The sequence below is a fragment of the Tenacibaculum sp. MEBiC06402 genome (assembly GCF_049239625.1).
Lineage (GTDB): Bacteria > Bacteroidota > Bacteroidia > Flavobacteriales > Flavobacteriaceae > Polaribacter.
Genome location: NZ_JBMKKT010000089.1, coordinates 188,505 through 214,600, shown reverse-complemented (window position 1 = coordinate 214,600; position 26,096 = coordinate 188,505). Strand labels below are relative to the sequence as shown.

The window sequence follows — 26,096 nt, the reverse complement described above, 5'->3', positions numbered from 1 at the left end:
ACGGCTTTACTTATGTTAGTAGACTTGCTACTAATAAATATTGTTGTGTTTTTTGTTTTTGAAAAAGTACATCAAAGTTTACAATTCCATGCGTATATTTCTATTTTTTGGTTAATAACATCTGTTATTACCAACTATTACAAAGTATATCGATTTACCAATGTATATAGATTACTGAAGCTCACAGTAGTCCAGGCTCTTTTTTTTATACTTGGTTTTTTTGCCTATTTCGGAATTTTTAAAGAAGGAGAAATTGTAAACACTCAATTTAAAACCTTAGTGATTACTTTGGGTTCTTTAGCTTTAATTAAAGTAGCATTTTTTATTTTACAAAAAAAGATTAGACAATCTGGAAGTAATTTCAAAAGAGTCATCTTTTTTGAAAAAGATGATACGGCTAAAAAAATGATAAAGCTTTTTCAAAATAAATCAAGTTTAGGATATTCTTACTTAGGTTTCTTCTCAAGTAAGATCTCAGAAGACACAAACTATTTAGGAAATGAGGAAGACTTTTATGGTTATTTAAAGGTTGAAAAAGTAGATGAAGTTTATGCTACATTGTCTCATTTAAAAAAATCTCAACTTAAAAAATTGACCAAATATTCTAGTTTACATAACATTACTTTAAAGTTGATTCCAGACTCTAAAGAATTTTATAGTAAAAGTAGAAATGTTGAGTTTTATGATGAAACATTAAAAGTATTAAGTGTAAAAAAGCTTCCATTTGATTTACCAGAGAACAAGATTATTAAACGTGCTTTTGATATTATTTTCTCTTCATTTGTATGCTTATTTATTATTTCGTGGTTATACCCGATTTTATGGGTTTTAATTAAACTAGAGTCAAAAGGTCCCGCAATTTTTAAACAAGAAAGAGAGGGTTTTAATGGTGAAGAGTTTGTGTGTTATAAATTCAGATCTATGAGAATGAATAACCAGGCAGATAAAATTCACGCAACTAAAAATGATAGCAGAGTAACTAAAATTGGTAGTTTTCTCAGAAAAACAAGCTTGGATGAAATTCCGCAATTTTTTAATGTATTGTTAGGAAGTATGAGTGTAGTTGGTCCACGTCCTCATTTAGAGAGTTTAGCCATTGAATATCAAAAAGACGTAGATAACTATTTAGAAAGACACGCCGTAAAGCCTGGAATTACGGGATTGGCACAGATAAGTGGGTATCGAGGAGAGATTAAAAAGAAATCAGATATTAAAAATAGAGTGCGATTAGATATTTTTTACATCGAAAATTGGTCGTTTATGTTAGATGTGAAAATTGTTGTAAGCACAGTTCTAAGTATTTTTAAAGGAGATGAAAACGCATACTAATGCATCATAAGATTCAAATATCTGCCACCATTGTATTGTATAAAGAGCAAGAAGAAGTCTTACTTCGAGCTGTTCATTCTTTTCTAGGAACTTCATTAACCAAACATCTCTTTTTAGTTGATAATTCTCCGAAACCTTTATTAAATCGGTTTCTGCAAAATCATCCTGAAATTACCTATATTTTTAATGAGAAAAACCTAGGCTTTACCAAAGCACAGAACCTCATAATTCACCAAATTGAAGAGCACTCGAAATATCATTTAGTACTGAATCCAGATACTAACTTTACTTCAGAGATTTTGGAAGAATTGGTAAATGAGTTGGAGCGAAACGAAGAGGTAGCTCTTATTGCTCCTGCAGTAAAATTTCCTAATGGAAGCCATCAATATTCTGTTCGAAAATACCCTTCATTTTTTGATTTAATAATTAGAAAGTTCAATATTTATAAAAGTAGGATTCACAAAGGAGAGTATAGAAACATAGATTTATCGAAACCTTTTTATCCTGATGCAATTCATGGAAGTTTTTTGTTATTCAAAACCAAAGATTTTATAAATATTCAGGGATTCGATGAACGATATTTTATGTACTTAGAAGATATCGATATCTGCAAAAAGATAGATACATTGGGTAAGAAAAAATTATATTACCCAAAGGTTTATATTACTCATGTTCTTAGGAAAGAATCAGCTAAAAGCAGTAGGTTGTTTTTCTATCATTTCTCATCTGCAGTGAAGTATTTTTTAAAATGGTTATAGCTATATTTGCAGCTCAATAACACACAACACACACATGAATATTTTAGTTTTAGGTTCTGGAGGAAGAGAACATGCTTTTACACACAAGCTATTACAGAGTAAAAAAATCAATAAACTTTTTGTAGCTCCTGGAAATGCAGGAACAAATGAAATCGCAATAAATATTGAAATTAATCCAACGGATTTTAACGCGATAAAAAAAGTAGTACTAGAGCAAGATATTAACATGGTTGTAGTGGGACCAGAAGCTCCTTTAGTTGAAGGTGTACATGATTTCTTTTTAGCAGATGATGAGTTAAAATCAATCCCAGTTATTGGCCCTAAAAAAGACGGGGCTTTATTAGAAGGAAGTAAAGATTTTTCAAAGCAGTTCATGGAAAAACACAATATTCCAACTGCAAAGTACCAATCATTCACAAGCGAAACTTTAGAAGAAGGATATGCCTTTTTAGAAACCCTAAATCCACCGTTTGTTTTAAAAGCTGACGGATTAGCAGCAGGAAAAGGAGTGCTAATTTTAGATGATTTATCAGAAGCAAAAGCTGAGCTAAAAGAAATGCTTACAAATCAAAAATTCGGAGCAGCTTCTGCAACAGTTGTTATCGAGGAATTTTTAAAAGGAATTGAATTGTCTGTTTTTGTTTTAACAGATGGAAAAAATTATAAAGTATTACCATCAGCAAAAGATTATAAGCGAATTGGAGAAGGAGATACTGGTTTAAATACAGGAGGAATGGGAGCCATTTCGCCAGTTCCATTTGCAAATGATGATTTCCTATCTAAAGTTGAAGAACGAATTATAAAACCAACTGTAAACGGGTTACAAAAAGATGGCATTGATTATAGAGGTTTCATTTTTATTGGATTGATGAATGTAGCTGGAGATCCTTTTGTTATTGAATACAATGTTCGTATGGGAGACCCTGAAACAGAAGTTGTTTTGCCAAGAATCGAATCTGATTTATTAGAGTTATTTGAAGGAGTGGCGAATCAAAACCTTGAAGAAAAAAGCTTTAGTGTTACTGACAAAACAGCTACTACTGTAATGTTAGTTTCTGGCGGTTATCCTGAAGCGTATGAAAAAGGAAAAGAAATTGCAGGTTTAGAGAATGTTGAAGGTTCCTTAGTTTTTCATGCAGGAACAAAAAATGACGGGGATAAAATAGTTACAAATGGAGGACGTGTAATTGCGGTTACATCTTTTGGAGATACGATTGAAGAAGCATTAAAAATCTCGTATAACAATATCGATAAAATCTCATTTGAAAAAATCAACTACCGAAAGGATATTGGTTTTGATTTGAAAGCATAAATATAAAACAAAAGCTCCTTAGAATTCTAAGGAGCTTTTGTTTTATAAATTGTCAATTAGTGAGTTATACTCCCTCTAAAAATTATTTGGAAACTTTTTAAATTTTACCATTCCGAAAGTACTTGTTGTAGTCAATCCATACTTGTCGTACATCTGAATACTTTGTATATCTCCCCATCTAGAAGTATGAAATATTTTTCTCCAATTATTACCGTTGTCGGTACTTATATACCTAGATTTTAAATCTATATTATTAGTATTTGTAAGATATTGATGTAGAATAAATTGATCTCCTCCTAAATATTCAACAAAAATGTTATCATTGGTTGGAATCCCTAAATTATAGGCTGTCCAAGTCTTTCCATAATCTGTGCTTTTGTATATCTTTTGTTCAGCGCTGGAGTAAAAAGCACCATTGTTTTTATAAAATTTTGGTGTAATAAATGTGTTATCAAAATTGTTGTAATAATTGGTTTTACCACCAAAAGTAGTTTCACTCACTCCATCATCATTTATTCTGATAATATAATTTTGATTCTGAGGAGCAATTATTATAGAATTGTCATCTAAAACTTCGAAAGTATCGATTGTTTGACTTTGGTATACTGGGTTTAAATAAGATGTATTATTCAATTCAGGATATAAATTTTGTAGCGGTGTTACAACTTCATTTAAAACTTGAAACATTTCTCCTGAACTTGTCATTACATAGACTAAACTTTCTGAAATGAATTTAATTTTACTTATACCAGAGCTGTTAATATCTTCATGTTTAATACTGAACAAAAAACTTTTATTGTTTATATCTCCATTAAAAGAATAAATGTCATCAGCTAAACTATAATCAGTACTACTTAAAATATATCCTGAGTTTTCATCAGCATAGTAAATACGGTTATAGTTATCAGAATTATCAGAAGGTAAATTAACAATATTATTATAATTGTTGATTAGTTTGAATCTTCGATTAGTATTGTCATCGTAACAAAAGGCAATATTATCATTTAGTATTTGGGATACCTCGGAATATCGATAAATACTTCCGTTATTTTCGAATTTGTAAGGGATATAGCCAAACAAATTAAAGTTAATAGGTTCCGTATCAGAATTGAAATAAATAGTTGCTATCTCGTCATACAAAAAAGGGACAATAAATTTAATTTCCGTATCACTCTTAGAAATCACTTCTGGTTCTGTACTAAAAATAGGATCAATACTTTCATTATAAATACTAATTTTTCCTAGTTCATTTAGATTTGTTCCTTTAATTGTTAGGGTATCTCCTATAAAACTGTTATAAGAAGAAATGGAAAATTCAGGCTTTGGTTTTATTGTTTCTTCATTTGAGCAGCTGGAAATGAAAATAACAAATACTAAAAAGAAAAAGTAATACTTCTGATTCATAGATTTTTTTAAAACAAAGGTATAACAAAACCAACATAGAGAAGAATTTTAATATTATAAAATATGACGTTGTTTTTTGTTTCAAAAAGAATATTAAAAATCTAAATAATTCATAGTAACATTTACTCAAATTTAAGAACTTAAATAAGCACCTACAGTTAGGTTTAAGAAACTGTTTTTACTATAAAAAGCAAGGTTCAATCTATGCTTTCTGTTAAAGTATCGTTATAGTTATACTAAAATTCTAAAAGCAAAAAGATTAATTGTTAATGTTGTTATAAATTAAGTTAAACAAATAATAGAAAAACATGTTTAACGTATAAGATGAATAAAAAAATTATAATCAACCATATAGTTACGAAAAAGAAATGAAGCTACATCCCCACTTTTTTACAGGCGCTCTTTTATGTATAATCTTTATTTTGTTGCCCAGTAATCTAAACTCGCAAGCAAGTAAAGATTATAAGTTAGCACAATTGGTTATAAAACAATACTTCAAAAATAACGTTCCAAAATCGTATGTGCTTGTCTCAATTGAGAATAAAGAATATCTAATTATTGAAAAGAATAAACTTTTAAGCAGCAAGTCTAAAATTGATAATGACAATACTGTTTTAAATCGTGCTTTCAATCGGCATATTTATCATAAAAACTATATTAATTGGGATTCTGATTATGCTATTTTCAGAAATGCTTTTTCTGCAGGAAAACCAATGTATTTTTATTATCAAAGTGAAGATGGAACCTTGTATGGAGAAACAAATTTAAGTACCATTGTTCATCCAAATCCAATAGATGTTTCTGTTTTCGGATATGTATTAAATGAACTTTCAAACAATATAAATTAAAAGGAGTTTAAATAACAACAAAGTTATAGATCAGGAACTCTCATCTTTTATTTTTTTCATCATAATCGTATTTTTACAAATGTGAAATATGCAATTATTGACATAGAAACAGATGGTGGTGTAAAAATTACAGAGATAAGTATTTTTGTTTTTGATGGAGAACAGGTTGTAGACGAATTTACAACCCTGATAAATCCGGGAACTTTCATTCCAACATATATTACACGGCTTACAGGTATTAACAATTTCATGGTAAAAGATGCACCACGATTTGAAGAGGTTGCCAAACGAATTTACCAGATAACTGAAGGTTGTGTTTTTGTAGCTCACAACGTAAATTTTGATTATGGAATTATAGGTAAAGAATTCAAATCGTTAGGACTTACGTATCGCAGAAAAAAGTTATGTACAGTTCGTTTATCGCGAAAATTACTACCTGGTAAAAGATCTTATAGTCTTGGGAAATTGTGTATTTCTGAAGGAATAGAAATTAAAGCGCGACATAGGGCAAGAGGAGATGCTGAAGCAACGGTAATTTTATTCAAAAAACTATTAGCAATAGACAGTGCAAACGATTTTGAAGTAATTAATTCATTTTTAAATCCGCGCTCAAGAGAAGCAACATTACCGCCACTTTTACCTAAGAAAGTTTTTGATGGTTTATCAGAAAAGCATGGAGTCTATTATTTTTGGAATAAAGACAAGGAGGTAATTTATGTAGGAAAAGCGAATAATATAAAACAACGAGTTGTTAGTCATTTTCATGATAAAAAGAAACGTGAAATAGAAATGTGTTTAGCAACTGCAAACATAACTTTTACCGAAACGGGAAGTGAATTAATTGCCCTATTGGAGGAATCAGCAGAAATAAAAAGATTGTATCCAAAGTTTAATAGAGCTCAAAGAAGAACAGCATCAAATTATGGGCTGTTCAGTTATAAAGACCGAAAAGGAATAATGCATTTGGCTTGGAACAATGTAAAAATGATTAGTCAACCTTTAATGAAGTTTTACTCTGTTTCTCAAGCGAGAAGTTTCCTCGAGTATTTATGCAAAGAGTTTGAGTTATGTCCTAAATATTGTCATTTACAAACCAATGTAAGCAGTTGTTTTCATTATCAAATAAAGCAGTGCAAAGGAGTTTGTAGGGAAGAAGAAGACGTTGAAGAATATAACAATAGAGTACTAGAAGCGATAGCTTCAATTTCTTTTGAAACAGATAATTTTATTATTAAGGAAGAAGGAAAAACGAAAGATGAATTTAGTTACGCGTTAGTTTTAAATGGAGCATACGAAGGATACGGTTATATGCGTAAAACAGAAAATTCTATCACCTCAAAAGTATATTTAGAACACTTAAAACCGCAAAAAGATAATCAAGATATTCGACGTATTTTAAACTCTCATTTAAGAAAGAAACCAGAATCAATTTATTATTTAGAACATAAAGAATTAGGTAGCCTATTTTAAATATGAACAAGAATAAATTTACATTGCTTATGAAATACATAACTATTATTGTTTTTCTTATTTCCAGTAGTTTAACTTTTTCTCAATCAAGAGTAAGGGATAATTGCACTTCAACGTTTGAAAGTTTTTTTGAAAAGTTCTCGATTAATGAAAAGTTTCAAAAGGAAAACATAAAATATCCTTTAAAATTGACTTATGTTAAAGATTTAGAAACAAGTTCAATTGAAACCAAAGTTTATAAAAATCAAACTGAATGGAAGTTCATAGATTTCACTGAAGATTCAAAAGCTAAAGATAGAGAGTATGATCAATATGAAGTAATAATAGTAACAAGTAACCAGAAAAAATTATACAAACTAATTGGAATTGATAATGGAATTAATGTTGTGTATCAGTTTGAGAGAATAAAAGGATGTTGGAAATTAACTTTAATAAAAGATGAGTCAGCTTAATTTTTTAAGTAGCCTTTTCTAAAGTAAATGAAAACTCAGAACCTTCACCAAAAGTACTTTTAAGTAAAATGGTTTCGTTATGTGCTTCAATAATGTGCTTAACAATAGATAAACCTAAACCAGAACCACCTTGTTCTCTTGATCTACTTTGGTCGACCCTGTAAAAACGCTCAAACAGTCTAGGGATATGTTCTTGTTTAATTCCCTCACCGTTATCAATAATTTTAATAACGTACTTGTTTTCGTTATAAGCTTCTACAGAGGCTGTTGTAACTCCACCTGCTTTTCCATATTTAATGGAGTTTACAACTAAGTTAATTAGTACTTGCTCTATGCGTTCAACATCACCTTTTACAAAAATTGGGAATTCGTAAAGTTTATCAAAAACCAATTTTATATTCTTTTTCTTAGCTTTCATTTCAAACAAATCAAATACCGTTTGAATTAATTCCAGAATATTAAAAGGCTCAATTTTCATTTTCATTCCATCCGTTTCTAATTTGGCAATCATATCCAAATCTTTAACGATAGAAGTTAAACGTTCTACTCCTTTATTTGCTCGTTCTAAATATTTATCACGAATTACTTTATCTTCAGCAGCACCTTCAATTAAAGTTAAAATATATCCTTGAACAGTAAACAGAGGGGTTTTTAATTCGTGAGCAACATTTCCTAAAAAATCTCTACGAAAAGAATCTCTCTCAGTTAAGTTAGCAATTTCTTCTTTTTTATCTTCTACATAATCCTGAACGGTTTTAGTAAAAGCCTCGATGTCGGTTGTTACCTTATCGCGTTTTAAATCCTCAACATCTAGAATAGAAATATCTTTATATAGTTTTTTAACTCTTTGATAAATAAAGTGCTCCGCTCTGTATTGAATTACAAAGAATGAAATAATAAAAAGAATAATTCCAAAAATAATTATGGATACTAAACCAAGCGATTGGAAAAAGTATAGGTATGAAAAAACGGCAATAGTTACCGATAATATTGTTAAGTATAACGCTGATATAAATGCGTAATTATATGTCTTTTTTAGTTTTTTCATAAAAAGCAAGAATGCCCTTTAAGGGGCAAACTCATAAATAATAATATAAAAATTAACTGATTATTTGTCGGTGTCAAGCACAAACTTATAACCCACTCCTTTTACTGTTTTAAAGTAGTGATCGCCAATTTTTTCTCTTAGTTTTCGAATATGTACATCAATGGTTCTTCCTCCTACAACAACTTCATTTCCCCAAACGCTATCTAAAATAGTTTCCCTTTTAAACACTTTTCCAGGTTTTGAAGTCAATAAAGAGAATAACTCAAATTCTTTTCTTGGTAATGTAATTTTCTCTTCTCCTTTAAACACTACATACTCATCTCTATTAATAAGAATATCACCAATTTTAGTAGTTACTTCAGAAACAGTATCGGTTTTTAAACGTCTTAAAAGCGATTTAATTTTACTAACCAAAACCTTAGGTTTAATTGGTTTTGTAATGTAGTCATCAGCACCAGCGTCAAAACCAGCAACTTGAGAATAATCCTCTCCTCTAGCAGTTAAGAAAGAAATGATTACGTTTTCTAAAGGTTTAATATTTCTTATTTTTTCACAAGCTTCGATACCGTCCATTTCCGGCATCATTATATCTAACAAGATTAAATGAGGAGTAATTTTTCGCGCTATTTTAACACCTTCTGCTCCGTTAGTTGCTGTAAAAACCTGATAACCTTCTGATCTAAGATTGTAACCAACAATCTCTAAAATATCTGGTTCATCATCAACTAATAAAATCTTAATGTCGTTAGTATTCATAGGTTTAAATTTGATTTAAAATCAACCCAAAAGTAACGATTTAATAACAAAAATGGTTAATGGCACTTTAACTTAATGTTGATTTAATATTAATAATAATTTATTGAATCATTTTAAAAAAGAGATACTTAACAGTAAATTAATCTAAAAAAACTAACAATAAGTCAGATAATTCCCTAATTTTGAGAGCTTCTTTTAAATTAAATGAAAATATGAGAAAAAATTACTTTTTAAGTTTAACATTACTGTTTTTAATGAATACAGTATTTGGTCAAACTACACTTTTCCAAGAATCTTTTGAAACAGGAAATAGTGGTACTTCTTCTATAACTTGTAACGATGGTTCAGGAGATTTCTTTACAAGAACTGACGGTAGTGATATAGGTTCTTTCTATGAAGTATCTGGTCAAGATGGCAGCTTCTATTTTGCAGCTATGGACATAGATGCAACTGAATGTGGTGCTGGTAATGATATTCAAACGTTAACTTTTGATGATATTGATATTTCAGGTGCAACAAACTTGAATTTAGCTTTATTATTAGCAGAAGACCAACCTAGTGATACTAATTTTGATTGGGATGGTGGCGATTTATTTTACGTCGAGGTTGATTATGACAATTCTGGAAGTTTTACGAAAGTATTACAGTTTGCTACTAATGCAGCTTCAGGATTTAATGTTTCTGCACCAATGCAAGACACTGATTTTGATGGTATCGGTGATGGACAAGCTTTGACAGCTGCCTTTTCGGAATTTATTATTTCTCTAGGAACAGGTAATCTTATTGATGTTAGACTTGTTTTTGACGGCCTAGGTGCAGGTGATGAGGATATTGCAGTAGATAACATAAGACTGGTTGATGGTGCAATTACTTCACCACCAACATTGGCAATCTCGTCTCCATCCGATAATACTACTTTTTCTCCTGAAACTACTAGTGTTGATGTAGCACTTTCAGTTAATAACTTTAACGTAGCTGCTGGTGGAGCAGGAGATGGTTTTATTAAATACACCGTGAATTCTGGAACTCCTACAGATAAATTTGACACAACAGATATTGCATTAACATCATTAACTCCTGGTGCTTATGCAGTAACTGCGGAATTAGTTGATAATTCTGGAGCTTCATTAAATCCAGCTGTTTCTGCTACAGTTAACTTTACAATTGCTTCTTATACTCAAGTAGCAAATTTAGCTGCTGTTAGAGCTGGAACAGAGGGTGATTATTTTGAAGTTACTGGTGAGGTAATTCTTTCATACAATACTGGAAATAGTAGAAACCAAAGATATATCCAAGACGCTAGCGCAGGAATTTTAATTGATGATAGTGCTGGAACTATTACAACAACATACAATATATACGATGGAATCACAGGTTTGAAAGGTCAGTTAACTTCGTTTAATGATGTATCGCAATTTGTACCAGCGGAGGACCCAGGAACAGCTTCTTCAACGGGAAACACTATTACACCCGAAGTAGTTACTTTAGCTGATTTTGAAGCAAGTTGGGACAATTATGAATCAGAATTAATTACAATACAAAATGTTGTTTTTACTGATGGAGGAGCAACTTTTGCAGCTGGTCAAAATTATGAGATTACAAGTGGAGGTACTACCTCTACTTTTAGAACTAATTTTTCAAGTGCTGATTATATAGGAACTACAATACCATCAACTGGTGTTGATATGACTGTTTTAGGCGGAGAGTTTAGAGGAGACCCACAAGTTACAGCTATTGAATTAGCTGGTTTAGTTTTAGGATTAAAAGATAATAATATAGAAGGCTTCAGTGTTTATCCTAACCCAGTTGAAGGAAAAACATTTAAAATAACGACTTCTTCGTTTACAACTAAGTCGGTTCAAATTTTTAATGTTTTAGGGAAAAAGGTTTATACTACCGAAGTTAATGGACTAAACAATGATATTAGTGTTCCTTCTTTAAATGCAGGAATTTATATTTTAAAAGTTGTTGAGGAAGGTAAAACAGCTTCTAAAAAGTTACTTATTAAGTAATTTTTATCTTATAATAGAAAATTAAAAGAGCCTTTATTTTTATAAAGGCTCTTTTGTTTTTAAGACACTTTTCCAAACTAATGATATTTAACTTTTCTTAGAACTCTTATTACATCTTTGTATTTTATGTAAGTCGTTTTATCATCTAAGTTGCGAATATATTTTTTTGCTTTTTCTAGCTGTTCCTTTGCGTCTAAATATCCGTTTAAATAACAAATCAAATAATTATTTGGAAGCCTAGAAACGTCTTCATGCTCCGTAACAGACAATGGAATGTTATTTTCAATATTAGAAATGATATTGTTACTGCTTTCGTATATATGTTCGATAATATTACTATCGAAAACTGGAGGTTCAAACAAAAACTCTTTTATAAGTTCTAATTTTCCGTTGTTTTTAAAATGAATAATTGTTTTTTCCAGAGGATAACGAGCTTCTTTTTTCTCTAACCCCAATAATACATATTCAACAATAATAAAAGAATGATCATTTATTTTAATTTGAACTTCATCTAGGGCAGAGTAGAATAATTGTACTTGCTCATTTATTAACTCAATATCTACTCTCGAATAAAACTCTTCGTCGTTAATAATAGTTTTTTTTCCAGCCCAGCATAAAACAAACTGTTCTTTAAACACTTTATATTGTGGATTATATTCTTCTTTATGCCGATTGATAAAATCGAAAACACCATCTAATGTTAATTGAATATTATTACTAGCATTTTTTTCAATAGCTTCAACAATATCGCAATTTGTGTTTTTTAATTCGAAATCATCATTAATAGGAACCGAATTACTTCCTCTTCTATAAAATGTTGAACCTTTTGGATATTTCCAAGCTGTTTTAGCCAAACTAGAGGTTTTTTGATTTGGTAAAATAGTTACCAGGCCAACAACTTTATATCTTGGTAAACCAGGAAAAGGAATGTTTTCGTACTGAATTTTTGGAGGATTTATTAAGTAAGCATTTACTAAATTCTGAATTTTACTATCATCGAAAAAATCAACGCCCATGATTTCATTGTCTTCATCTCGAATACCTATTAAAATATAGGAATTATTATCAGGGTTCGAATTTGATAAAGCACAAACATGTTTTATAAATTTAGCTTTTCCTTCTTTAGAACTTAGCGTTAGTTTTTGCTTCTTATCATAAAAACTATTTTCATCATTATGAGAAAGAAGATTTTTAATAAGTAAGCGTTTGTTTACCATTTTAAGCTACTTTATGTCCTCTGCTAGCTTCATAAAGAATGAACCAATCTTGTAAATCTAATTGAATTTCTTTAGCAGCATTCGCAATTTTTATACGTTCTATATTCGAAGTTCCAACCACGGGAATTACATTGGCAGGATGTTTTAAAATCCAAGCTAACAATAATTGATCTTCTGTAGCATTATATTTTTCTAACATCGGTTGAAGAGCTTCTTTTATTCTTGAAGCTTGTTCGTTATCAAGTGAAAAGAATCCTCCAAGTGGACTCCAACTCATAGCTGTGATATTGTTTCTTAAAACATAATCTAAAGTAGCATTGTCAATTGCAGTGTTTTGAACCAGAGAAAATTCAAATTGATTACAAGTAATTGAAATTTCCTTTTGAATTAATTCCATTTGGCTGGGTAAAAAGTTCGATACACCAAAATCAATTATTTTGCCTTGTTTTTGTAATTGTGAAATTGCTTCTAAAATTTCATCCGCTTGCATCAATGGACTAGGTCGGTGAAGTAATAGGACATCTAAATAATCAGTTTGTAAATTTTTTAGAGATTGCTCAACACTCCAAATAATATATTCTTTCGAATAGTCGTAATGCTTAATTCGATTATCTCTATTTTCAGTTTTATACTGAATTCCACATTTTGAAATTAATTGAACTTGTTCACGTTTAATTCCGCTTTGTGAAAAAGCCTTTCCGAAAGCAGCTTCTGTAGTATAACCACCGTAAATATCTGCATGATCGAAAGTTGTATTACCTTGGTCAATACATAATTGGATAAGTTCATCCATTTCTTTGGTTGAAAAATCTTTTCCCCAAATTCCCCATGACATACAACCAATAATAATATCTGAAAGTTTAGTCTTCATTTTTATTAAGTAAAGTAGCACTTGCTTGTGCTGTAGGATAAACAATTAAATCTTCAATATTCACATGATAAGGTCTGGTAACTACAAAATGAATAATATCTGCAATATCTTCAGGTTGCAAAGCTTTATAACCCTGATATACTTTTTTCGCTCTGTCAGTATCTCCTTTAAAACGAACATCAGAAAATTCTGTTTCTACCAATCCAGGATGAATGGCACTAACGCGAATATTATATTGGTTTAAATCTAAACGCATTCCTTTATTTAAAGCGTTTACAGCGAACTTTGATGCGCAATATACATTTCCCTTGGCATACACCTCTTTTCCTGCAATAGAACCAACATTTACTATAAACCCGTTATTTCTTTCGATCATATTAGGAATAATTGCTTTTGAAACGTAAAGTAAACCTTTAACGTTCCCATCAATCATAGCATCCCAGTCATCAATACTTCCATCTTGAATAGTTGCTAATCCATGAGCATTTCCAGCATTATTAATAAGTATATCAATATCCTTAAATTCTTTAGGTAAGTTTTCAATAGCAGAAAAAACGTGTTCTTTAAAACGAACATCGAATTGTAATGTGTGAACTTCGGTAAGTTTCGAAAGCTCGTTTTTGATTTCTTGAAGTTTCTCTTCTCTACGACCACATAACACTAATCGTATTTTATTTTGAGCAAACAAATATGCCGTAGCTTTCCCTATTCCAGAGGTAGCTCCCGTAATAAAAGCAGTTAAAGACATGTGTAATTTTAGTTTTTTATAAAGGTATAGAAATTGACCTAATTGATGAAAAAAACTATTTGTTGAATCAACAATTTTCAGAAAAAAAACTTTTAATTGAAACAGGCATTTAGAAAAAATAGATGATACTAAACATAAAAACCTAGAGCAAGTCTAGGTTTTGTTTTTAATATTTTAAAGTGCAGAGACTAAAGCAAAAGTTGAATAGTAGTGCACTATTGTAATCATAATAATTACTATGCAAAAGTACAAATTTTTTTAGATATCTAAAAATAATACTTAGATGTCGAGATAATTTATCTTCTCTTTTATGATTTTTTTAAGGTTTTCATTTTTGTTAAACTTATCAAATGAACTTTTAGCTCTTGTTCTAAATCGTTTTGCCTATTAATAGAAATTTTACCTAGAAAATATAAAATAACTTTAATACTTGCATCTAATGAATTTCTATCCCCTTTATTGAATGTGATATCTGGTATTACTGATAATCCTTTTGGAGCCCTAAAGTCAAACATTATATCACCATGAGCACATAAGTTTCTAATTAATAATGTATTTGACATTAGATTGATGAATTTTTTAACATCCTTAACCCCATAAACATTTGATATTCTTGCTTTTATTCCTTCATCTTTAATGTTTTGATATATTGTTAATATAGTGCCAAAAGTGAAAAATTCAAGAGTTTTCCATGCTGGTGCATATTTATCATTTATATACTTCCTGTGATGCATTTTAATTGGTTTATTATTACTAATAAACTTTGGATTATAATACTTTTCGGGTTGAGAAACAAAAGAAGCCATCATTATTGCAGGATCAAAAAACCAAGTTGGTGAACCTTTAAATTTATTTGATACATAATAAATAATTTTAGCTCTGAAGTTTATCTCAATCCTATTGATATATCTAGATAATATATTTCTTAAATCTACATCTAAATAATACAATTTAATAATATCCGAAAATTTAGTTCCTTTTTGAAAATTATGTTTATCATCAATTTCAAAAGGATTCCAATAAAATCCTAAACGATAATAACCAATATCCAATAGAAATTCTTTTACTTTTTCTTCTGAATAATCTAATTCCATTCCTCGACTCTTCAAAAGCTCAATTTGTTCATTAAAATTAGTAGCAATTATACCCATAAGTTTAAATTTAGTAGGAACTTCATACTTTCAGATATCTAATTATTAATTTCAGGGAATCATAGCAATAATCTAAACACATGTGTTGAAGTCTAGTGTAAAGTTAATTAATTGATCTATAATGCGAAACTTTATTTTTAAACAAAAGGAAATAAATTGTCAATAAATAATATACTTTTTATGTAAACAGTATGTTATAAAAAAGAGAAAACCGCCTTCTGATGAGGCGGTTTCTTCAATTGGTTTTTTTAAAAAACCAACCAAAAATCAACTAACCAAACTTTATTTTAAAACTCTTCTATTTATCTTCTTTCTTTCTATTTTAGTACGTTTTCTTCCACTATTCCTTACAGCTGGTTTCGAGTTTGTTTCACCTCCTCTTAAATATTGGATAAATCCTCTTCCAGTGAAAACGTATGTTGTGTTACTATTTAAGTGAAATAACTCTATCGCTCCATCATTAATAACGCTTAATTCAAATTCCTCAGTATCTCCTCCATCATAATAAAGTGTTAAAAACTTTAAATCATCATAATCAATTATATCATCAATTTGATAGCTACCTACATAGTCCCAATTAATTAAATCAACATTTGTGCCAAAACTATCATGAGACGAATAAAACGTTGTATTGTTTTCTGGTGTAAATTGTAGGAAATGCTCACTGTCAAAAGGGTTTGCAGTTCCGTTTGCCGCGCCAGTTCTTTCCCATGCTACATACTCTTGTAAAAAGTATTCAATGTTGTCATAGAATAACATATCGTAATCGAAATTACTTCTTTGATATCCAACTAAAATATAACTAACATTACTTTGCAAATCGTTTAATCTAATTTCATTAGCTGAAATTTGAACAACTTCAAAACTATAGTTACCATCTAAGTCATGTCTTGTTTCTAAAACTCCATCATTAAAAGTTCTGTAACTACCAACATGAATTCCTAGTCCGTTTCCTGTATGTCCGATATCAACAATGTTATTGTTTGCGTATAATGCACCATTAAAAAATGATACTGTAAATGCTTTTGATAAATATGGTATCTCTGCAGTTCCTGTTGTTCTGTGGTAATCCACATACCATAAATCATATCCTCCTACAATTTCTTCAAGTGATACATAATTGTCTATAATTGGATCGTCATTTACAACAACACAAGAAGTGATTGAGACGGATATTATAAGTGCGAAAAGTAATTTTAATGTTTTCATATGTATCAGTTTTTATGGTTATGCTAAATACATTTCAAAATGCATGCCAAAATAAAAAAGCCGCTTAAATAGCGGCTTCCAGATATATTTATTAATAGTGTTATTGCATGATAATCGATTTTCCTTTTTTCACAGGACCAGCTTTAAAGTATTTTGTTTTATTTCCTTCTATGTAGCTAATAACTAGTTCATCACCTTTTAAAGTAAAAGGAATTTCTTTATCATCATTTGGCGCTGAATTTCCATATTCTTTTGTTGTATCACTATGCATTTGAATATCTTTAGGAACGGTTGAATTATAAAAAATTGCTGAAACAACTTTTTCTTTATTTTCTGTAAAGGTTCTAGTTTTTGCTTTTTTGTTTTGGTAATAAATGCTGTCAAATGTAATATCTGTATCAGCGGTATATACAATTTTAAGTTCTGTACCTCCTGGAGAACCTGGCATTCCTCCAACTCTTGAATAGGATGTGGTAGAAACTACGTTAAAAGGAGCTGTACTTTCTAATTTATAACTTGCACATTTTGTTAGTGTAATTAATAATATTGGAAGTGATATGATTTTAAAAAATTTCATGTCGGTAGTTTTTCTAATGAGTTTTCAACATTTATACCAAAGTACAAATTTATATGAAACCTTTTTTATAGTTTTAAATTATGAATCAATTAAGTTACTGGGAAATAAAACAGTGGTTTCAACAGGTAGATTTTACCATTGTAGGAAGTGGAATAGTAGGGTTGAATTGTGCTCTGAATTTAAAAAGCAAATATCCAAATGCTAAAGTTTTAGTTTTGGAAAAAGGAATGTTGCCTCAAGGAGCAAGTACAAAAAACGCAGGCTTCGCTTGTTTTGGAAGCCTATCGGAATTAATTGATGATTTAAATTCACATTCTGAAGAAGAAGTGGTAAACCTCGTAAAAAGAAGATGGGAAGGATTACAATTTTTACGTCAGAATTTAGGTGATATGAATATAGACTTTCAACAAAACAATGGATATGAATTATTTGATGACAGTCAATTATATGAGGAATGTTTATCTCGAAAAGAGGAGATTAATAAACTATTGAAACCTGTATTTAAAAATGATGTGTTCTCTGAATGTGAGAATGTTTTTCAGTTTGAAAACATTCAAGGAAACTATATAGTAAACAATTTTGAAGGTCAGATTGATACTGGAAAAATGATGTTTCATTTAGTAAAGAAATGTCAAGAGAATGGGGTTTCAATATTGAATAACACCACTGTTTTAAATTTTGAAGACGTAGGCAATCAAGTTACTATAGAAACTAAAGACGTAACCTTTACGACCAACAAACTATTGATAGCCACTAATGGCTTTTCCAAGCAATTAATTTCAGAAGAGGTTAAACCCGCTAGGGCGCAAGTGCTAATTACAAAACCGATTAAAAATTTACATATAAAAGGAACTTTCCATTTAGAAAAAGGATACTATTATTTCAGAAATATAGATAATAGAATTCTTTTTGGTGGTGGAAGAAATTTAGATTTTAAAGCCGAAGAAACTACGGAGTTTTCATTAACAGAATTAGTTCAAAATAAGCTTGAAGAATTATTAAGCACTACAATTTTACCAAATACAAATTTTGAAATCGAGCATAGATGGAGCGGAATTATGGGAGTTGGAAATCAGAAGAAGAGTATTGTAAAACCTATTTCTAACAATGTTTACTGTGGTGTTCGCTTAGGTGGAATGGGAGTTGCTATTGGAAGTTTAGTAGGGAAAGAATTAGCAGATCTTGTATGAGTGTAAAAAAACAACTTTTTGAAGAGTGTCAGTTGTATGTTGAAAAGCGCGAACAGACAATTCGTGAAATTATGACTTCAAACAAAAAAGCACTGCTTTCAGAAACAAAAAGTTCTGCTGGTGATAAACATGAAACTGGAAGGGCGATGTTACAATTAGAAATGGAAAAAGCAAGTCAGCAAATTGAGCTAGTGCAGCAAATGAAAGAAGTATTACATCGAATAAATATTGAGGACTCTTCTGATGTGGTTCGCTTAGGAAGTTTGGTTCATACAGATAAAGCAACCTATTATTTAAGTATTAGTATTGGTGCAGTTTCTGTTGAAAATAAAATGTACTTTGTAATTTCTAGTTCTTCACCAATCGGAAAATTACTTTTGGGAAAGAAAGTAAATGATGCAATTCATTTTAACGGACAGGAAATAACAATTACTCAGATATTTTAAATGTAAGGTAGATTTCTGAACCAATTGTTAATGCATCGGGGTGCGATAAGAATAAAACTTGATTATCCATCAATATTTCAATTAACCAAAAGCTTCCTTTGAAATAGTTTTTCTTAACAATAGCTTTTGTGTCAGAATTATCTGTTACCTTAATCTGATGAGGATACAATAGTTTTTTTTCACCATTAACTTTAATTTCATTAACATCGTCAAATAATGCCGCAACGTATTTATTTGACGGAAGCTGATAAAGCTCATTAGGTTTTCCTTCTGAAAGAATTGAATGATCTTTAATCACAATTAATTGATCTGAAAAAGAAAGTGCATCACTTCCATCATGAGTTGCCACAATACAAGCAATGTTTTTCTCCTTAAGATATTGAAATAATTTTCTTCGTAACGTATTTTTTTTAAAGTTATCAATTTGACTAAAAGGCTCGTCAAGTAATAATAATTCTGGCTCTTTTGCTAAAGCTCTTGCAATAGCAACTCTTTGTTGCTGTCCGCCGCTCAAGGTTTTTACTTTTACATTTGCGAACTTTTCCATTTCAATAACTTCAAGTAATTCTTGAGTTCGCTGTTTTGCTTCCTCAGGAAAAAAACGAGAAAGATGCTTTGAAATGTTTTCTGCAACCGTAGTAAAAGGCATTAATTCAAAATTTTGAGGAACGTATTTGAAGAATTCCATTCCGGGAATCAAATGGTATTCAGGACCTAAAATTTGATGGTCGTTCCAGAATAATGTGCCTTTATCAACATCGAGTAAACCATAAATAACTTTTAATAAAGTTGATTTACCGCAACCACTTTCCCCCATAACACTTAAATGCTCTCCAGGTTTTAACGAAAGACTTATATTATTAAGTGTTGGTTTATTCTTAGTGTAAGAAAAAGAAATGTTGTTTACTTTTAGCATAGGTGCAAAAATAAAAATAACCGACACTTTCGTATCGGCTATTTTAAAATATTGTTGAAATGTATTACCAGATTTTAACTCTGTCTTCTGGTTTTAAATACATGTTATCTCCTTCTTTAATACCGAAAGCTTCATAAAAAGCATCTACATTTCTTAAAGGAACATAAGCTCTAAAGTTTCCTGGAGCGTGAGGATCTGTTTTAATTTGATTCTTAATTGCTTCAGGACGTGCTTTAGTTCTCCAAATTGTTCCCCAAGAAAGGAAGAAACGTTGTTCAGGAGTAAATCCATCAATTTTACCAGGACGACCATTTTTCTCTAAGAAAATTTGTAATCCTTCGTAAGCAGCATTTACACCACCTAAGTCACCAATGTTTTCACCTAATGTGAAAGTTCCGTTTACATGAACATCATCAATAGCAACTAAATTATCATATTGTCCGATTAATGCTTTTCCTTCAGCGGCAAACTTTGCAGCATCTTCTTCAGACCACCAGTTATTTAAGTTTCCATCTCCATCGAAACGTGCACCCGAATCGTCAAAACTATGAGAAATTTCATGTCCAATTACAGCTCCAATTCCACCATAGTTAACCGCTTCATCAGCTTGATAGTTATAGAATGGAGGTTGTAAAATAGCCGCAGGGAAAACAATCTCGTTATTTACAGGATTAAAATATGCATTTACAGTTTGAGGAGACATTCCCCATTCTGTTCTATCAACAGGTTTTCCTAATTTTGCGATATCTTTTTCATAGTTCCATTTTGAAACATTAATCGCATTTTCGAAATAGCTACCACCTTCTTTTACTCCTTTTACTTGTAATGCAGAGTAGTCTTTCCATTTATCTGGATAGGCAATTTTAACTGTTAATTTGCTTAATTTTTCTAGAGCTTTTTGCTTTGTAGAATCGCTCATCCAAGTTAAACCATTGATACGCTTTTCAAATCCTAAAAGCACATTATCAATCATTTCTCTAGCTTTTTGTTTAGCTTCTGGTGGGAATTTTTTATCCACATATAGTTTTCCAATTGCTTCACCAATTGAACCATTTACAGAAGCTAAAGCTCTTTCGTTACGAGGTCTTTGCTCTTTTGCGCCTCTTAAATCTCTGCTATAGAACTCCCAGTTAGCAGTTTCTAAATCAGTAGATAATAATCCAGCAGCTCCGTTAATAGCATTCCAACGTAAAAGAGTTTTCATGTCTTCAACAGAACGTTCTGCAAATATTGTGTTGAATTCTTTGAAGTAATTTGGATCTGTTACAATGATTTTGTCTAGTACTTTACCACCGTTTTCTGTTTTTTCAGAATTTAAAACTCCAATTCCTTTTAAGTGTGCATTCCAATCAATAGCAGGAACTAAAGCCTGTAATTCTTCAACAGACATTGGGTTGTACATTTTTCTTGTATCACGTCTGTCTTCTTTAGTCATCATTGGTTTTGCTAAACTACTTTCGAAAGCCACAACAGTTGCTGCATTTTTGGTAGCTGTAGCTTCATCTTCTCCTAGTTTTTGGAACATCTTAGCTACAAAAGCTTCATATTTTTTAAGCTTTTCTTTTGTGTCCTCATCTTCATCAACATAGTAATCTCTAGATAATCCTAAACCACCAGAACCTAAGTAACCAGCATTTACTTTACTATCTTTTAAATCATTAAAAACTCCAAAACCGTAAAAAGCACCACCACCATAAGGAGCCATGTTGGTAATATAATCTTCTACATCTTTTTTAGTTTTGATTTCATCAATCTTAGCTAAATAAGGTTTTAGAGGATCGATACCTTGTTGGTTACGTGTAACAGTATCCATAATACTTTCGTAATAGTTTACTGCTTTTTGTTGATCGCTATCAATTTCGTTTCCTTGAGTGTCTTTAATTTTTGGAAAATTACCTTGTTCAATAGCTTCATTTAAAATTGCTAATACGTCGGCATCCGTTTTTTTACGTAGTTCTCCAAATCCTCCCCATCTTGTTCTATCAGCAGGAATTTCAGTTTTATCTAGCCAACTTCCGTTTACATATCTAAAGAAATCATCTGAGGGTTTAACAGATGTATCCATGTTTTCTAAAACAATTCCAGGGATTTTTTCAGCAGTTTCTGCTTTTTCTGTTTTACAGGCCATCATACCAATTGAGGCAATAGCACTACAAACCAGAGCTTTTTTAAGTGTGATCATGTTGAATTAATTTATTAAGGTTATTAAGGCTTAATTTTTTCAGTTTTAGGATTCGGTAAATCTTCGAATCCCATATTATATAACGTAAAACCGAAAATATCGGCATATTGTTCTATAGTTTTAGCAACAGGTGTACCTGCTCCGTGACCAGCATTTGTCTCTATTCTAATCAATACTGGGTTTTCTCCTTTTTGTTTGTCTTGAAGTTCCGCAGCAAACTTAAAACTGTGCGCAGGAACCACACGATCATCATGGTCTCCAGTTGTTACCATTGTTGCTGGATACTCAACTCCTTGTTTTACATTGTGGACAGGAGAGTACCCTTTTAAATATTCAAACATTTCTTTACTGTCTTGAGCTGTACCATAATCGTACGCCCATCCAGCTCCAGCAGTGAAAGTATGATAACGTAACATATCTAAAACACCCACAGCAGGTAAAGCTACTTTCATTAAATCTGGACGTTGAGTCATTGTTGCTCCTACTAAAAGTCCACCGTTTGAACCACCTCTGATAGCTAAAAAATCAGAAGAAGTATACTTATTGTTGATTAAGTATTCTGCTGCTGCAATGAAATCATCAAATACATTTTGCTTTTGCATTTTAGTTCCTGCAATATGCCATTCTTTACCGTATTCACCACCTCCACGTAAATTTGGAACTGCATAAACTCCGCCTTGTTCCATCCAAACAGCATTGGCAATACTAAAACTTGGAGTTAAACTGATGTTGAATCCTCCGTAACCATAAAGAATAGTTGGATTTTTTCCGTTTAATTCTAATCCTTTTTTATAGGTAATAATCATTGGAACTTTTGTTCCGTCTTTTGAATTATAAAACACCTGTTTACTTTCATAGTCATCTGAGTTAAAAGAAATGTTTGGTTTCCAATATAATTCATAAGTACCATCTTTAGGGTTGAACTTATAAGAAGAACTAGGTGTGTTATAATTAGTAAAAGAAAAATACAATTCTTCAGCTTCTTTTTTACCACCAAAACCACCAACAGATCCAACTCCTGGTAAATCAATTTCTCTAATTAAATTACCATCATAATCATATTGTAATACTTTTGATACTGCATCTATCATATACTCTGCGAAAAAATATCCAGAGCCTGTTGATGAACTTAGTACATTTTTGGTTTCAGGAATAAAATCTTTCCAGTTTTCTGGAGTTGGGTTAGATGCGTCAACAGTTACAACTTTTTTGTTTGGTGCATTTAAGTTTGTAACTAAGTATAATTTGGTTCCTTTGTTATCTGTTACATACGTATCACTATCAAAATTATCTAGAATAGTTATAAAAGGACTATTCGGTTGTGATAAATCTTTAATAAATAATTTGTTTCCAGAAGTAGAAGTAGAGGCAGATACAACTAAATACTTATCATCATCGGTTAGATAACCACCAACATATCGATGCTTTTCTTCAGGAGTTGCGCCAAAAATAACCTCATCAGTTTTTTGAGGTGTTCCTAGTTTGTGATAATATAATTTATGCTGATCTGTTTTTGCAGAAAGTTCACTTCCTTTAGGTTTATCATAACTAGAGTAATAAAAACCTTCATTTCCTTTCCAAGAAATTCCTGAAAACTTAACATCAACTAACGTATCTTCTTTGATTTCTTTAGATTCAACGTCCATAACAATTATTTTTCGCCAATCACTTCCACCTTCTGAAATTGCATACGCTACAGTTTTTCCGTCCTTAGAGAAACTTAGGCTGCTCATAGATGTTGTCCCGTCTTTTGAAAATGTGTTTGGATCTAGAAAAACTTCCTCTTCTCTTTCTTTACCTTTTCTATATACCACATAATGGTTTTGTAATCCATTGTTTTTATAGAAGTAGGTGTAGTCACCTTCTTTGAAAGGAACTCCTACTTTTTCGTAATTCCAAAGTTCAGATAACCTTTCTTTTAATTGAGCTCGATAAGGAATTTTATCCAGATAGTTAAAGGTAACTTCATTTTCTGCTTTTACCCAGTTTTCAGTTTCTTTACTTCTATCATCTTCCAACCATCTGTAGTTGTCTGTTATTTCAGTACCGAAATAGTTGTCTACGACAGGCTGTTTTGCTGTTTCAGGATAATTCAATGATATATTGTTTTTAGGAGATTCATTCTTACATGCGGTAAAAAGTATAACCGTAAGTGTAGATAAGATTAATTGTTTCATATTTATTTGGGTTAATCTTTTCAAAATTAGATTAAAAAAACAAAGAAATGTTACAATTTAAGATGATTTTAACATAAAAGAATAGATTTGTAATGTTTAGAAAATACAACGTCTAATAAATAAAAACATAGAAATAAAACAAATGACAGAATTATTAACAAAGAGTGAGTTCTTAGAAACAATATTTGACTATGAAAACAATAAGGAGTGGAGTCTTAAAAGTGAAGTTCCTGTACTAATTGATTTTTATGCAGATTGGTGCGGGCCTTGTAAGATGTTAGCTCCAGTATTAGAACAATTGAGCGAAGAGTATAAAGGAAAAGTAAAAATATATAAGGTAGACACGGAGGCTGAAAAAGAATTATCTGCTGTTTTTGGTATTAGAAGTATACCATCAATGTTATTTTGTCCTGTAGGTGAAGATCCTCAAATGGCACATGGAGCATTACCTAAAAATCAAATAGAACAGATAATAACGGATGTATTAAAAGTGTCTAAATAAGGCGAATTACTGTGTTATTAATAATTATTTAAGTAAATACATGCGGTTTATTTAATAATTGTTTACCAAACACACAAAAAAACGAACCATTTATACAAAATGTAATTGAGACATTTTAAGATGTATATATATTTGCTACGTACTTTTATGTATTCAACATTTACACAATCATAAATCGTAATATTGGGGATTATTCGAATTATGGAATCAAAAACGACGTTTCTCAGACGTCGTTTTTCTTTTTTTAAAGACTTTTTCAAATCTATTTTTTTAATAACAATTCTTGCTTTCTAGAATCCTAGTAAAATTAACTGCTACAGAATTATTTGGTTGTTTAAAAACCTGACAAACAAGCATTTAAACAATGTGTTTTTTTATGTTAAAAATTCATGACTTTTAGCTTTTTGTTAAAAACTTCAAGGAGTTTGTGGAAAAGTATAGCTTTATTTTAGACGTAAAATTTCCAATCTTTGTACTTCGCCCCCACAAGACAAAAAACACGTAATAAAATTATCAGATGGCTACTATTATAGAACCTATTTTACAAGAAAACAAGGACAGATTTGTTATTTTTCCAATTCAACATGATGACTTATGGGAATGGTATAAGAAACAACAAGCATGTTTTTGGACGGCTGAAGAGATAGATTTACACCAAGACTTAGACGATTGGAATAATAAACTTTCTGATGATGAACGTTATTTCATTAAACACATCTTAGCATTTTTTGCTGCATCTGATGGAATCGTTAATGAGAATTTAGCTGAAAACTTTGTAAATGAAGTACAATATAGTGAGGCTAAATTTTTCTATGGTTTCCAAATTATGATGGAGAACATTCACTCAGAAACGTATTCTTTATTAATTGATACATATATCAAGAATGATGATGAGAAAAACAAATTGTTTAAAGCAATTGAAGTTTTTCCTGCAATTAAAAAGAAAGCTGATTGGGCATTAAAATGGATTGAGTCAGATTCCTTTGCAGAAAGATTAATTGCTTTTGCAGCAGTTGAAGGAATTTTCTTTTCAGGATCATTCTGTTCAATTTTCTGGTTAAAGAAAAGAGGTTTATTACCAGGATTAACGTTCTCAAACGAATTAATTTCAAGAGATGAAGGAATGCACTGTGATTTTGCTGTGCATTTACACAATAATCACCTAAAAAATAAAGTTTCTAAAGAAAGGATTAAAGAAATTATTATTTCTGCTTTAGATATTGAAAGAGAATTTATTACTGAATCATTACCAGTTAGTTTAATTGGAATGAACGCTAAATTAATGACGCAGTATTTAGAGTTTGTTACCGATAGACTTTTATTAGAATTCGGTTGTGAGAAAGAATACAATGCAACAAATCCTTTTGATTTTATGGAGATGATTTCTCTAGAAGGAAAAACAAACTTCTTCGAGAAAAGAGTTTCTGAATACCAAAAGGCAGGAGTTAAATCAGGGGGAACAGGTTCAATCAGTTTTGATGCTGATTTTTAAGACCTATTAAACATATATAAATACATCAA

General features: G+C 30.7%; 23 protein-coding genes. 11 read left to right on the top strand and 12 right to left on the bottom strand.

The annotated features are described in order from the left end of the window. Positions 1–12: 12 nt before the first annotated feature. From ACOSP6_RS05890 to purD, 3 genes are read left to right on the top strand one after another with little or no spacing between them, the layout of a single operon-like run. Positions 13–1,329 carry an undecaprenyl-phosphate glucose phosphotransferase gene (locus ACOSP6_RS05890; RefSeq protein ID WP_422095707.1) on the top strand — a complete coding sequence of 439 codons (1,317 nt, stop codon included), beginning with the start codon at positions 13–15 and terminating at the stop codon, positions 1,327–1,329. Next, positions 1,329–2,087 carry a glycosyltransferase gene (locus ACOSP6_RS05885; RefSeq protein ID WP_422094883.1) on the top strand — a complete coding sequence of 253 codons (759 nt, stop codon included), beginning with the start codon at positions 1,329–1,331 and terminating at the stop codon, positions 2,085–2,087. Before ACOSP6_RS05890 ends, ACOSP6_RS05885 begins: the two co-directional genes overlap by 1 nt. 34 nt (positions 2,088–2,121) lie before the next feature. After that, the gene (purD, locus tag ACOSP6_RS05880; protein WP_422094884.1) at positions 2,122–3,399 is read left to right on the top strand and encodes a phosphoribosylamine--glycine ligase; all 1,278 of its coding nucleotides are present in this window, start codon (positions 2,122–2,124) and stop codon (positions 3,397–3,399) included. Between the two features lie 75 nt (positions 3,400–3,474). Here the strand turns inward: purD and ACOSP6_RS05875 are convergent, their stop codons facing one another. Continuing rightward, positions 3,475–4,803, bottom strand: coding sequence for a hypothetical protein (locus ACOSP6_RS05875; protein WP_422094885.1), 1,329 nt, complete (start codon positions 4,801–4,803; stop codon positions 3,475–3,477). 368 nt (positions 4,804–5,171) lie between these two features. On the opposite strand from ACOSP6_RS05875, the gene ACOSP6_RS05870 reads away from it, so the two are divergent. From ACOSP6_RS05870 to ACOSP6_RS05860, 3 genes are read left to right on the top strand one after another with little or no spacing between them, the layout of a single operon-like run. Further along, the gene (locus tag ACOSP6_RS05870) at positions 5,172–5,651 is read left to right on the top strand and encodes a hypothetical protein (RefSeq protein ID WP_422094886.1); all 480 of its coding nucleotides are present in this window, start codon (positions 5,172–5,174) and stop codon (positions 5,649–5,651) included. Between the two features lie 42 nt (positions 5,652–5,693). Further along, the gene (locus tag ACOSP6_RS05865; RefSeq protein ID WP_422095709.1) at positions 5,694–7,121 is read left to right on the top strand and encodes an exonuclease domain-containing protein; all 1,428 of its coding nucleotides are present in this window, start codon (positions 5,694–5,696) and stop codon (positions 7,119–7,121) included. 29 nt (positions 7,122–7,150) lie between these two features. Further along, positions 7,151–7,573 (top strand): DUF4348 domain-containing protein, encoded by a 423-nt coding sequence (locus tag ACOSP6_RS05860; RefSeq protein ID WP_422094887.1) that lies wholly within the window; start codon positions 7,151–7,153, stop codon positions 7,571–7,573. A 4-nt stretch (positions 7,574–7,577) separates the two neighbouring features. Here the strand turns inward: ACOSP6_RS05860 and ACOSP6_RS05855 are convergent, their stop codons facing one another. Beyond that, on the bottom strand, positions 7,578–8,621 hold the full coding sequence (locus ACOSP6_RS05855) for a sensor histidine kinase (RefSeq protein WP_422094888.1): 1,044 nt from the start codon (positions 8,619–8,621) through the stop codon (positions 7,578–7,580). Between the two features lie 60 nt (positions 8,622–8,681). Then, on the bottom strand, positions 8,682–9,377 hold the full coding sequence (locus tag ACOSP6_RS05850; protein WP_422094889.1) for a response regulator transcription factor: 696 nt from the start codon (positions 9,375–9,377) through the stop codon (positions 8,682–8,684). Between the two features lie 254 nt (positions 9,378–9,631). On the opposite strand from ACOSP6_RS05850, the gene ACOSP6_RS05845 reads away from it, so the two are divergent. After that, complete coding sequence (locus tag ACOSP6_RS05845) at positions 9,632–11,389, top strand: T9SS type A sorting domain-containing protein (RefSeq protein WP_422095706.1); 1,758 nt, start codon at positions 9,632–9,634, stop codon at positions 11,387–11,389. 77 nt (positions 11,390–11,466) lie between these two features. On the opposite strand, the gene ACOSP6_RS05840 is transcribed toward ACOSP6_RS05845, so the two are convergent. The 6 genes from ACOSP6_RS05840 to ACOSP6_RS05815 all read right to left on the bottom strand — a co-directional run bounded on the left by ACOSP6_RS05840 (position 11,467) and on the right by ACOSP6_RS05815 (position 17,162). Beyond that, positions 11,467–12,606 (bottom strand): ATP-binding protein, encoded by a 1,140-nt coding sequence (locus tag ACOSP6_RS05840; RefSeq protein ID WP_422094891.1) that lies wholly within the window; start codon positions 12,604–12,606, stop codon positions 11,467–11,469. Between the two features lies 1 nt (position 12,607). Continuing rightward, entirely contained in the window at positions 12,608–13,477 is an 870-nt protein-coding gene (locus ACOSP6_RS05835) for an aldo/keto reductase (protein WP_422094892.1), read from the bottom strand. After that, positions 13,467–14,225, bottom strand: coding sequence for an SDR family NAD(P)-dependent oxidoreductase (locus ACOSP6_RS05830; RefSeq protein WP_422094893.1), 759 nt, complete (start codon positions 14,223–14,225; stop codon positions 13,467–13,469). The genes ACOSP6_RS05835 and ACOSP6_RS05830 overlap by 11 nt, the downstream gene beginning before the upstream one ends. A 308-nt stretch (positions 14,226–14,533) precedes the next feature. Next, positions 14,534–15,376 carry an Abi family protein gene (locus tag ACOSP6_RS05825; RefSeq protein WP_422094894.1) on the bottom strand — a complete coding sequence of 281 codons (843 nt, stop codon included), beginning with the start codon at positions 15,374–15,376 and terminating at the stop codon, positions 14,534–14,536. Positions 15,377–15,658: 282 nt separating this feature from the next. Further along, the gene (locus tag ACOSP6_RS05820; protein WP_422094895.1) at positions 15,659–16,585 is read right to left on the bottom strand and encodes a hypothetical protein; all 927 of its coding nucleotides are present in this window, start codon (positions 16,583–16,585) and stop codon (positions 15,659–15,661) included. 100 nt (positions 16,586–16,685) lie between these two features. After that, positions 16,686–17,162 (bottom strand): hypothetical protein, encoded by a 477-nt coding sequence (locus ACOSP6_RS05815; protein ID WP_422094896.1) that lies wholly within the window; start codon positions 17,160–17,162, stop codon positions 16,686–16,688. 80 nt (positions 17,163–17,242) lie between these two features. On the opposite strand from ACOSP6_RS05815, the gene ACOSP6_RS05810 reads away from it, so the two are divergent. Both ACOSP6_RS05810 and ACOSP6_RS05805 read left to right on the top strand, forming a co-directional pair. Beyond that, positions 17,243–18,352, top strand: coding sequence for an NAD(P)/FAD-dependent oxidoreductase (locus ACOSP6_RS05810; protein ID WP_422094897.1), 1,110 nt, complete (start codon positions 17,243–17,245; stop codon positions 18,350–18,352). Next, positions 18,349–18,798: a 3-oxoacyl-ACP synthase gene (locus ACOSP6_RS05805; RefSeq protein WP_422094898.1), complete on the top strand. Its 450-nt coding sequence runs from the start codon at positions 18,349–18,351 to the stop codon at positions 18,796–18,798. The genes ACOSP6_RS05810 and ACOSP6_RS05805 overlap by 4 nt, the downstream gene beginning before the upstream one ends. Here ACOSP6_RS05805 and ACOSP6_RS05800 read toward each other — a convergent pair. From ACOSP6_RS05800 to ACOSP6_RS05790, 3 genes are all read right to left on the bottom strand, one after another. Next, positions 18,782–19,714: an ABC transporter ATP-binding protein gene (locus ACOSP6_RS05800; protein ID WP_422094899.1), complete on the bottom strand. Its 933-nt coding sequence runs from the start codon at positions 19,712–19,714 to the stop codon at positions 18,782–18,784. The two genes, ACOSP6_RS05805 and ACOSP6_RS05800, sit on opposite strands and share 17 nt — an antisense overlap. A gap of 64 nt (positions 19,715–19,778) precedes the next feature. Continuing rightward, entirely contained in the window at positions 19,779–21,896 is a 2,118-nt protein-coding gene (locus ACOSP6_RS05795; RefSeq protein ID WP_422094900.1) for a M13 family metallopeptidase, read from the bottom strand. 23 nt (positions 21,897–21,919) lie between these two features. Further along, complete coding sequence (locus tag ACOSP6_RS05790; protein WP_422094901.1) at positions 21,920–24,073, bottom strand: prolyl oligopeptidase family serine peptidase; 2,154 nt, start codon at positions 24,071–24,073, stop codon at positions 21,920–21,922. 142 nt (positions 24,074–24,215) lie between these two features. Between ACOSP6_RS05790 and trxA the strand changes: the two genes are divergently transcribed. Together trxA and ACOSP6_RS05780 are read left to right on the top strand one after the other, a co-directional pair. Next, a complete protein-coding gene (trxA, locus tag ACOSP6_RS05785; RefSeq protein ID WP_422094902.1) occupies positions 24,216–24,575 on the top strand; it encodes a thioredoxin in 360 nt (119 codons plus the stop codon). 517 nt (positions 24,576–25,092) lie between these two features. Then, positions 25,093–26,067, top strand: coding sequence for a ribonucleotide-diphosphate reductase subunit beta (locus ACOSP6_RS05780; protein WP_422094903.1), 975 nt, complete (start codon positions 25,093–25,095; stop codon positions 26,065–26,067). Positions 26,068–26,096 lie beyond the last annotated feature (29 nt).

What these genes read in the sequence shown, in the direction of transcription:
- ACOSP6_RS05890 (WP_422095707.1), top strand. Translation starts at nt 13, where the DNA reads ATGTTAGTAGACTTGCTACTAATAAATATTGTTGTGTTTTTTGTTTTT.
- ACOSP6_RS05885 (WP_422094883.1), top strand. Translation starts at nt 1,329, where the DNA reads ATGCATCATAAGATTCAAATATCTGCCACCATTGTATTGTATAAAGAG.
- purD (WP_422094884.1), top strand. Translation starts at nt 2,122, where the DNA reads ATGAATATTTTAGTTTTAGGTTCTGGAGGAAGAGAACATGCTTTTACA.
- ACOSP6_RS05875 (WP_422094885.1), bottom strand. Translation starts at nt 4,803, where the DNA reads ATGAATCAGAAGTATTACTTTTTCTTTTTAGTATTTGTTATTTTCATT.
- ACOSP6_RS05870 (WP_422094886.1), top strand. Translation starts at nt 5,172, where the DNA reads ATGAAGCTACATCCCCACTTTTTTACAGGCGCTCTTTTATGTATAATC.
- ACOSP6_RS05860 (WP_422094887.1), top strand. Translation starts at nt 7,151, where the DNA reads ATGAAATACATAACTATTATTGTTTTTCTTATTTCCAGTAGTTTAACT.
- ACOSP6_RS05855 (WP_422094888.1), bottom strand. Translation starts at nt 8,621, where the DNA reads ATGAAAAAACTAAAAAAGACATATAATTACGCATTTATATCAGCGTTA.
- ACOSP6_RS05850 (WP_422094889.1), bottom strand. Translation starts at nt 9,377, where the DNA reads ATGAATACTAACGACATTAAGATTTTATTAGTTGATGATGAACCAGAT.
- ACOSP6_RS05845 (WP_422095706.1), top strand. Translation starts at nt 9,632, where the DNA reads ATGAATACAGTATTTGGTCAAACTACACTTTTCCAAGAATCTTTTGAA.
- ACOSP6_RS05840 (WP_422094891.1), bottom strand. Translation starts at nt 12,606, where the DNA reads ATGGTAAACAAACGCTTACTTATTAAAAATCTTCTTTCTCATAATGAT.
- ACOSP6_RS05835 (WP_422094892.1), bottom strand. Translation starts at nt 13,477, where the DNA reads ATGAAGACTAAACTTTCAGATATTATTATTGGTTGTATGTCATGGGGA.
- ACOSP6_RS05830 (WP_422094893.1), bottom strand. Translation starts at nt 14,225, where the DNA reads ATGTCTTTAACTGCTTTTATTACGGGAGCTACCTCTGGAATAGGGAAA.
- ACOSP6_RS05825 (WP_422094894.1), bottom strand. Translation starts at nt 15,376, where the DNA reads ATGGGTATAATTGCTACTAATTTTAATGAACAAATTGAGCTTTTGAAG.
- ACOSP6_RS05820 (WP_422094895.1), bottom strand. Translation starts at nt 16,585, where the DNA reads ATGAAAACATTAAAATTACTTTTCGCACTTATAATATCCGTCTCAATC.
- ACOSP6_RS05815 (WP_422094896.1), bottom strand. Translation starts at nt 17,162, where the DNA reads ATGAAATTTTTTAAAATCATATCACTTCCAATATTATTAATTACACTA.
- ACOSP6_RS05810 (WP_422094897.1), top strand. Translation starts at nt 17,243, where the DNA reads ATGAATCAATTAAGTTACTGGGAAATAAAACAGTGGTTTCAACAGGTA.
- ACOSP6_RS05805 (WP_422094898.1), top strand. Translation starts at nt 18,349, where the DNA reads ATGAGTGTAAAAAAACAACTTTTTGAAGAGTGTCAGTTGTATGTTGAA.
- ACOSP6_RS05800 (WP_422094899.1), bottom strand. Translation starts at nt 19,714, where the DNA reads ATGCTAAAAGTAAACAACATTTCTTTTTCTTACACTAAGAATAAACCA.
- ACOSP6_RS05795 (WP_422094900.1), bottom strand. Translation starts at nt 21,896, where the DNA reads ATGATCACACTTAAAAAAGCTCTGGTTTGTAGTGCTATTGCCTCAATT.
- ACOSP6_RS05790 (WP_422094901.1), bottom strand. Translation starts at nt 24,073, where the DNA reads ATGAAACAATTAATCTTATCTACACTTACGGTTATACTTTTTACCGCA.
- trxA (WP_422094902.1), top strand. Translation starts at nt 24,216, where the DNA reads ATGACAGAATTATTAACAAAGAGTGAGTTCTTAGAAACAATATTTGAC.
- ACOSP6_RS05780 (WP_422094903.1), top strand. Translation starts at nt 25,093, where the DNA reads ATGGCTACTATTATAGAACCTATTTTACAAGAAAACAAGGACAGATTT.